The sequence below is a fragment of the Staphylococcus chromogenes genome, assembly GCF_029024625.1.
Lineage (GTDB): Bacteria > Bacillota > Bacilli > Staphylococcales > Staphylococcaceae > Staphylococcus > Staphylococcus chromogenes.
Genome location: NZ_CP118953.1, coordinates 2,272,348 through 2,280,008, shown reverse-complemented (window position 1 = coordinate 2,280,008; position 7,661 = coordinate 2,272,348). Strand labels below are relative to the sequence as shown.

The following is a 7,661-nucleotide window of genomic DNA, read 5'->3' as shown; positions in this document are numbered from 1 at the left end:
TTACACTCCATCTTCCTAAGTTATTTTTTGAGTTATACACAGTTTCTTTAGCAGTGGATAAAGTAAATCACATGCTGTTAATAATTATCCACAAATTAATCACACTCTGTGGGTAACTATAGATAAGTTCAGTATTATACACAGGGATTTGTCACATTATCTCGTTAAAGAAAGCTATGCAACGTAAGGGGTCTAACCACTTATCCACACAATTATACTTTTTAACAACATCCTCTGTCAAACGGGTGTGAATATGTGCCCAAAGTTTTGTGTAACTTGTGCACAAAAAATAATTATCCACAATTTGTTCGGACTCGACTGTGCATAAGTGGATAACTTTTATAGGGTTAATCACAGGCTAATTCAAAAAATACGCTTGATTTACATATATGAATTTGATATTATGTAGTAGTTGCTTGAAATGTAGACATTTCATTTAAGAGAAAAATATCTTTTTAAACGTGGTCTCACGTTGAAGATCAAGATAGTTAAAATGAATGAAGATAATTGAATGAAGCAAGATGGAGGTGTTTTTAATGGTAAAACGTACTTATCAACCTAATAAACGTAAACATAGTAAAGTGCACGGTTTCAGAAAACGTATGAGCACTAAAAACGGCCGTAAAGTATTAGCGCGTCGTCGTCGTAAAGGCCGCAAAGTCTTATCTGCATAAGATAAAGATCTAATTGAATGACACCATTCATGTTAGAGGTGTCGTTGCAGGGGTTAGAATTGAAATTAGCTTGTTTCAAGTGTATGGATAATTCAAACATCGACTGCCAATTTTAAAATCAACAGTATGTATAGGGGCTAGGACAGCATGATGTCCCAGCCCTCTTTTTTTCGGAACAAGACTTAAGAAGACGTTTGAAATGAGAAAGACGAGTGATGTTAAATGGAAAAAGCGTATCGTATTAAAAAGAATGCAGATTTCCAATTGATCTACCGGAAGGGAAGGTCAGTTGCAAATCGTCAGTTTGTCGTTTATACGTATCATCACAAACAAGCCGAGCATTTTAGATTAGGTATCAGTGTTTCAAAGAAAATTGGAAATGCGGTGACACGTAATCGCATCAAGCGCAGTATTAGAGAATGTTTCAAAGTGCATAAAAACGATATGTTACCACGAGATATTATTGTGATTGCAAGACACCCAGCAAAAGAAATGTCTACGTTAGAAATTCAAAAAAGTTTAGAGCATGTTTTAAAAATTGCGAAGCTCTTTAACAAGCGAATAAAGTGATTTTTTAGACTTCGGTTTGTGTGACATCAGACACCCCGAAGTCTAACTTCTACTTCTGTCCTATAGGGTGCGCAACTGTATAGCGCTTGGATGGAGTAGTTCAGACATGTCGGTAAAACAGTAAAGTCGCAATAGTGAGATAAAGAATTTAAAATAAAGATAGTCATAAAGGAGGTTCGTGTGTCATGGAACAATTAGATACAATCACGAGCATTTCGACACCGATGGGGGAAGGCGCTATTGGTATCGTACGTATGTCAGGGCATGATGCTGTTGAAATTGCTGACAAACTTTATAAAGGAAAACATCAATTAAAAGATGTCGCTTCTCACACCATTAATTATGGCCATATTGTCGATCCTGAAACGGATGAAACGGTCGAAGAAGTCATGGTGTCTATTTTACGTGCACCTAAAACATTCACACGTGAAGATATCGTTGAAATCAATTGTCACGGCGGCATACTGACAATCAATCGTATCCTTGAACTTACGATGACACATGGCGCACGAATGGCAGAACCTGGTGAATATACAAAACGTGCCTTTTTGAATGGCCGTATTGATTTATCGCAAGCTGAAGCAGTGATGGATTTTATTCGTTCGAAGACAGATCGCGCGTCTAAAGTGGCTCAAAATCAAATCGAAGGTCGTCTAAGTGACATGATTAAAGCACAGCGTCAGTCTATTTTAGAAATTTTAGCCCAAGTCGAAGTCAACATAGACTATCCTGAATATGATGATGTTGAAGATGCGACGACTGAATTTTTATTAGAACGTTCAAAAGCGATTAAAACAGATATTCAAAAACTTTTAGATACAGGCGTTCAAGGTAAAATTATGAGGGAAGGCTTATCAACCGTCATTGTAGGGAAGCCGAACGTCGGGAAGTCTTCTATGTTAAATAGTTTGATTCACGATAACAAGGCCATTGTCACTGAAATTGCAGGAACAACACGTGATGTATTAGAAGAATATGTCAATGTACGTGGTGTCCCCCTTCGTTTAGTAGATACTGCGGGTATTCGTGAAACAGAAGATATTGTTGAACGTATAGGTGTCGAACGTTCACGTAAAGCACTTAGTGAAGCGGATTTAATTTTATTTGTGCTCAATTACAATGAACCATTAACTGAAGAGGATCGCAAATTATACGAAGTCATCAAAAATGAGGACGCAATCGTCATCATTAATAAAATGGATTTAGAACAACGATTAGATATTGATGAAGTGAAAGCGATGGTAGGGAAGATGCCGGTCATTGAAACCTCCATGCTTAAGCAACAAGGTATTGATGCACTAGAACTCCAAATCAGAGACTTATTCTTTGGTGGGGAAGTCCAAAACCAAGATATGACGTATGTGTCTAATTCAAGACATATTTCATTATTAAAACAAGCCAAAAATGCGATACAAGATGCAATAGACGCCGCAGAAATGGGCGTACCAATGGATATGGTTCAAATCGATTTAACACGCACATGGGAGATTTTAGGTGAAATTATAGGCGAATCGGCAAGTGAAGAACTGATTGATCAACTCTTCAGCCAATTCTGTCTCGGAAAATAAAAAAGGAGGAGTTAGCATGACACAAACATATGATGTCATCGTCGTAGGGGCAGGACATTCAGGGATTGAAGCAGGATTAGCTGCTGCACGACGTGGCGCTAAAACATTAATGTTAACGATTAATCTAGATAATATTGCGTTTATGCCTTGTAACCCATCCGTTGGGGGACCTGCGAAAGGTATCGTTGTACGTGAAATCGATGCACTCGGAGGCCAAATGGCGAAAACGATTGATAAAACGCATATTCAAATGAGAATGTTAAATACAGGTAAAGGTCCAGCAGTACGTGCGTTACGTGCCCAAGCAGACAAAGTATTATATCAACAAGAGATGAAACGTGTGCTTGAAGATGAGCCAAACCTTGATGTGATGCAAGGTATGGTTGATGAGCTCATTATCGAAAATGATGAAGTAAAAGGTGTGCGTACTAATATTGGTACAGAATATGTGGGTCAAGCCGTGATTTTGACAACAGGAACATTCCTTCGCGGAGAAATTATTTTAGGGAACTTAAAATATTCAAGTGGCCCTAACCATCAACTGCCTTCGATTACGCTCGCCGATCATTTGCGGGATTTAGGATTTGATGTGGTACGTTTTAAAACGGGAACGCCCCCGCGTGTAAATGCACGTTCAATCGACTACAGTAAAACAGAAATTCAACCTGGCGACGATGTAGGTCGTGCCTTTAGTTATGAAACAACAGAATTTATTTTAGACCAACTGCCTTGTTGGTTAACTTATACAAATGGAGACACGCATAAAGTAATAGATGATAATTTACATTTATCTGCGATGTATTCCGGTATGATTAAAGGGACAGGTCCAAGATATTGTCCTTCTATTGAAGATAAGTTTGTCCGTTTTAATGATAAACCACGTCACCAGTTGTTCCTTGAGCCAGAAGGTCGCAACACAAATGAAGTATATGTGCAAGGCTTATCTACAAGCTTACCAGAACATGTACAGCGTCAAATGTTAGCGACAATTCCTGGTTTGGAAAAAGCAGATATGATGCGTGCAGGTTATGCAATTGAATATGATGCGATTGTGCCAACCCAACTATGGCCAACACTAGAAACGAAAAAAATTAAAAACTTATATACAGCAGGTCAAATTAATGGGACATCTGGTTATGAAGAAGCGGCAGGACAAGGGCTCATGGCAGGTATCAATGCGGCAGCACGTGTGTTAGGAAAAGAAGAAACGATTTTACAACGTTCTGATGCTTACATTGGAGTATTAATTGATGACCTTGTAACGAAAGGGACGAATGAACCTTATCGTTTATTGACGTCTCGTGCAGAATATCGTCTATTATTGCGTCACGACAATGCAGACTTACGATTGACAGATATGGGTTACGCATTAGGATTGATTTCTGAAGAACGCTATGAAAAATTCAATCAAAAACGTCAAAACATTAGCGATGAAATCATACGCTTATCTCAAATTCGTATTAAACCAAGCGAACGCGTTCAAAGTATTATCGAGCGTGAAGGCGGTTCACGTTTGAAAGATGGCATTCTTGCCCAAGAGTTGTTGCGTCGCCCTGAAATGACATATGAGACGATTTTAGAAATATTAGAAGAAACTTCTCACTTAGGGGCAGATGTTGAAGAACAAGTCGAAATTCAAACGAAATACGAAGGCTATATCAATAAATCGTTGCAACAAGTGGAAAAGGTTAAACGAATGGAACAGAAAAAAATTCCAGAAGACTTGGATTATAGTAAAATTGATAGCTTAGCAACAGAAGCGCGTGAAAAATTGTCAGAGGTTAAACCATTAAATATTGCTCAAGCATCACGAATTTCAGGCGTCAACCCTGCAGATATTTCAATTTTACTTGTGTATTTAGAACAAGGAAAACTTCAGAGGGTGAAATAAATGAGCGTAACATGGTTAGCAGAACAACTTGAATCACATGGTATTACTTTGTCAGATAAGCAAAAACAACAGTTTGAAACTTATTATGATATGCTTGTAGAGTGGAATGAAAAAATTAATCTAACAAGCATTACTGAAGAACATGAAGTGTATTTGAAACATTTCTATGATTCCATTACACCGAGCTTCTATCATGATTTTAACGACACGCTGAACGTCTGTGATGTGGGAGCTGGTGCTGGATTTCCAAGTATTCCACTTAAAATTGTCTTTCCAAATCTTCGTGTGACGATCGTTGACTCATTAAACAAACGGATTCAATTTTTGAATCAATTGGCGATGGCGCTAGACTTAGAGGGCGTTCATTTTGTGCATGATCGCGCAGAAACATTTGGTAAAAATGAAGCCTACCGGGAGTCTTTCGATGTTGTAACCGCAAGGGCTGTTGCACGTATGTCTGTACTCAGTGAACTTTGCATTCCACTTGTGAAAACGCGCGGTGTGTTTATCGCTTTGAAATCGTCGAAAGGCCAAGAAGAGTTAGATGAAGCACGTTTTGGCATCGGTATTTTTGGTGGACGCATTGAGGATGTTTTCACATTTAAGCTTCCTGAAGATGCAGGTGAAAGACAAATTATTAAAATCCAAAAACGAAGTCAAACACCGAAAAAATATCCAAGAAAACCAGGCACACCGAACAAATCACCACTTATTGATTAGTGGCGTAGGGTATTGGGGATGGTTTAAGGGAGAGAAGCATAATGAAAAAACCTTTTTCTAAACTATTTGGATTAAAAAATAAAGATGAATTACTCGAAATGGTTGATGAGACAAGTCAAGGTGTCGAGTCGATAAAAATTGAACGGATTGTACCCAATCGTTATCAGCCACGCCAAACGTTTGATCCTGCGCGTATTGAAGAACTTGCTGAATCTATACAAGCGCATGGCCTCTTACAACCGATTGTGGTTCGTCCTATCGAAGAGAATATGTACGAAATTATTGCAGGGGAACGCCGTTTTCGAGCACTCCAACATCTACACAAAAGTGAAGCGGACGTGATTGTCCGTGCATTGAGTGATGAAGAAACGGCCGTCGTTGCACTGATTGAAAATATTCAGCGTGAAAACTTATCGGCCATTGAAGAAGCGGAAGCCTATAAAAAGCTGTTGGCATTTGAAGGCATTACGCAATCTGAACTTGCGAAAAGCGTGGGGAAAAGCCAAAGTTTCATCGCCAATAAGTTGCGTCTTCTAAAGTTAGAGCCAGTGGTGTTAGACGCTGTACGAGATCACCGCATTACAGAAAGACATGGACGTGCCCTTGTAGGTCAAACTGCAGAACGTCAAGAAGAAATGCTCGATCTTATTTTAAAAGAGCAACTGAATGTTAAACAGACTGAAGAACGTCTTAAAACAACAGAAAATCGTGTGAATGAGGAAACAAATGAGGGGGAAACAGTGATTGCACGACCTCCTGAATTTGTCCAAGATATTTCAGAAGCACGGGATATTATTGCGGATAGTTTACTTGAAATTAAAGCCAATGGCATCAAATACGAACAAAAAGAAAAAGAACATGAGGATTACTACGAAATTAACATTCGCGTTTACCGTAAGTAGTCTTGTGTTATTTCCCAGGTAATAACTACGCTATCAAATACGAAAAAAGACCTCAAATTCAACGTTAAAACGAATTTGAGGTCTTTTCATATCTTTATTCGGTAATGAAAAATTTAAAGTGTCGCTTTTGCGGCTTCAATGGCGTCACGTGTAAGTTCATGGCTGTTCACCCAGTATGAAGTTACATTCGCGCCACGTGTTTTGAATAAATTTTCAACATCATAACTTTGTTCTACAGTGACGATAGGGTCAGCTTTGCCCATAGATAAAAAGACGTCTTTATTCGATAGGTCTAACTGTGAATCCACGTCTAACGGATAGAGTGGCGCAAACAGTAATCCTTTGCGATATGGCATTTCAGGTTGTAACATCAGTTCAATCGCAATGTTAGAACCATTCGAGAAACCAACTAAAATGGTATTGTTAATATCAAAGTCATATTGTGTGGCTGCGTCTTTTAAAAACGTATGAAGTTCATGTGTACGGAATTTTAAATCCTCTACGTCATAGTTTCCTTCTCCATGACGTTTGAAAAAACGATTCATACCGTTTTCTGATACATTACCTCTTACAGCGATGACATTGTAAGTCGAGTCTAATAATTCAGCGACTGGGAGTAAATCATGTTCATCGCCACCCGTTCCGTGTAATAAGACAAACGTTGGCTTTTGGGGAGCTCCTTTTTTGAAAATATGTTCCATCGTATCACTTCCTTTATCATCTAGGTCTATTTATCGTAAATAACTCGCCTAAAGTGGCATAGTCATCACCAGCGAGTCGGCTGACCGGTTTTAAATCGGCCACATTGACATAGCCTTTCTCTTTATCAAAGTACGTTTCATCTATATAGAGTTGCGTTATTTCGAGTAATATCAAATCGGACACGGTTTGGCCGTCAGTCTTAATTTCGATATGATCATAGAGTTCCGTTTCAAAACGCACAGGACTTTCTTGAATGAATGGGACCTGAGACGTTTCAGTTTGTTGCGTCGTGAAATGTGTTAAATCAAGTTCACTTTTGTCCTTATCTAAAGGTGCCGAGGTTAAATTTGCATCATTGACATTATTTTCAGTCACGATATGAATAACTGCTTCTTTTGTATCTAAAATATTTTGAGCCGTATCTTTCATCGTTCCATTGTCGTGTCGTTGGACCGCTATTGAAAGGATCGCCGGTTTAGATGACACGATATTGAAAAAACTAAATGGGGCAATATTAACTGTGTGTGTGCGTGATAAAGTTGTAACAAGTGCGATAGGACGTGGAACGACTGTCCCGATTAAAAACTTGTACAATTGTTGTTTAGATAGTGACGTTGCGTCAAACTGAAACATG

Annotated in this window: 8 protein-coding genes; 6 read left to right on the top strand and 2 right to left on the bottom strand. The window is 38.7% G+C overall.

The genetic code is table 11. The features are described 5' to 3' along the window. Nucleotides 1–536 precede the first annotated feature (536 nt). The 6 genes from rpmH to PYW36_RS11150 all read left to right on the top strand — a co-directional run bounded on the left by rpmH (nucleotide 537) and on the right by PYW36_RS11150 (nucleotide 6,325). On the top strand, nucleotides 537–674 hold the full coding sequence (rpmH, locus tag PYW36_RS11175; protein WP_000240855.1) for a 50S ribosomal protein L34: 138 nt from the start codon (nucleotides 537–539) through the stop codon (nucleotides 672–674). Between the two features lie 222 nt (nucleotides 675–896). Beyond that, on the top strand, nucleotides 897–1,244 hold the full coding sequence (gene rnpA, locus PYW36_RS11170; RefSeq protein WP_037575327.1) for a ribonuclease P protein component: 348 nt from the start codon (nucleotides 897–899) through the stop codon (nucleotides 1,242–1,244). A 185-nt stretch (nucleotides 1,245–1,429) separates the two neighbouring features. Then, complete coding sequence (mnmE, locus tag PYW36_RS11165) at nucleotides 1,430–2,812, top strand: tRNA uridine-5-carboxymethylaminomethyl(34) synthesis GTPase MnmE (protein WP_037575330.1); 1,383 nt, start codon at nucleotides 1,430–1,432, stop codon at nucleotides 2,810–2,812. A gap of 16 nt (nucleotides 2,813–2,828) precedes the next feature. Then, nucleotides 2,829–4,703, top strand: a complete 1,875-nt coding sequence (mnmG, locus tag PYW36_RS11160) for a tRNA uridine-5-carboxymethylaminomethyl(34) synthesis enzyme MnmG (protein WP_037575332.1) — start codon at nucleotides 2,829–2,831, stop codon at nucleotides 4,701–4,703. Beyond that, nucleotides 4,704–5,423 (top strand): 16S rRNA (guanine(527)-N(7))-methyltransferase RsmG, encoded by a 720-nt coding sequence (gene rsmG / locus PYW36_RS11155; RefSeq protein WP_103159127.1) that lies wholly within the window; start codon nucleotides 4,704–4,706, stop codon nucleotides 5,421–5,423. 41 nt (nucleotides 5,424–5,464) lie between these two features. Then, nucleotides 5,465–6,325, top strand: a complete 861-nt coding sequence (locus tag PYW36_RS11150; RefSeq protein ID WP_037575337.1) for a ParB/RepB/Spo0J family partition protein — start codon at nucleotides 5,465–5,467, stop codon at nucleotides 6,323–6,325. Nucleotides 6,326–6,438: 113 nt separating this feature from the next. Here the strand turns inward: PYW36_RS11150 and mhqD are convergent, their stop codons facing one another. Both mhqD and PYW36_RS11140 read right to left on the bottom strand, forming a co-directional pair. After that, nucleotides 6,439–7,026, bottom strand: coding sequence for a methylhydroquinone degradation carboxylesterase MhqD (mhqD, locus tag PYW36_RS11145; protein ID WP_103159128.1), 588 nt, complete (start codon nucleotides 7,024–7,026; stop codon nucleotides 6,439–6,441). 16 nt (nucleotides 7,027–7,042) lie between these two features. Further along, nucleotides 7,043–7,660: a flavin reductase family protein gene (locus PYW36_RS11140; RefSeq protein ID WP_103159129.1), complete on the bottom strand. Its 618-nt coding sequence runs from the start codon at nucleotides 7,658–7,660 to the stop codon at nucleotides 7,043–7,045. Nucleotide 7,661 lies beyond the last annotated feature (1 nt).

Excerpts from the sequence above, each read along its gene's own strand:
- mhqD (WP_103159128.1), bottom strand. The coding sequence starts at position 7,026 with ATGGAACATATTTTCAAAAAAGGAGCTCCCCAAAAGCCAACGTTTGTC.
- PYW36_RS11140 (WP_103159129.1), bottom strand. The coding sequence starts at position 7,660 with ATGTTTCAGTTTGACGCAACGTCACTATCTAAACAACAATTGTACAAG.
- mnmG (WP_037575332.1), top strand. The coding sequence starts at position 2,829 with ATGACACAAACATATGATGTCATCGTCGTAGGGGCAGGACATTCAGGG.
- rpmH (WP_000240855.1), top strand. The coding sequence starts at position 537 with ATGGTAAAACGTACTTATCAACCTAATAAACGTAAACATAGTAAAGTG.
- PYW36_RS11150 (WP_037575337.1), top strand. The coding sequence starts at position 5,465 with ATGAAAAAACCTTTTTCTAAACTATTTGGATTAAAAAATAAAGATGAA.
- rnpA (WP_037575327.1), top strand. The coding sequence starts at position 897 with ATGGAAAAAGCGTATCGTATTAAAAAGAATGCAGATTTCCAATTGATC.
- rsmG (WP_103159127.1), top strand. The coding sequence starts at position 4,704 with ATGAGCGTAACATGGTTAGCAGAACAACTTGAATCACATGGTATTACT.
- mnmE (WP_037575330.1), top strand. The coding sequence starts at position 1,430 with ATGGAACAATTAGATACAATCACGAGCATTTCGACACCGATGGGGGAA.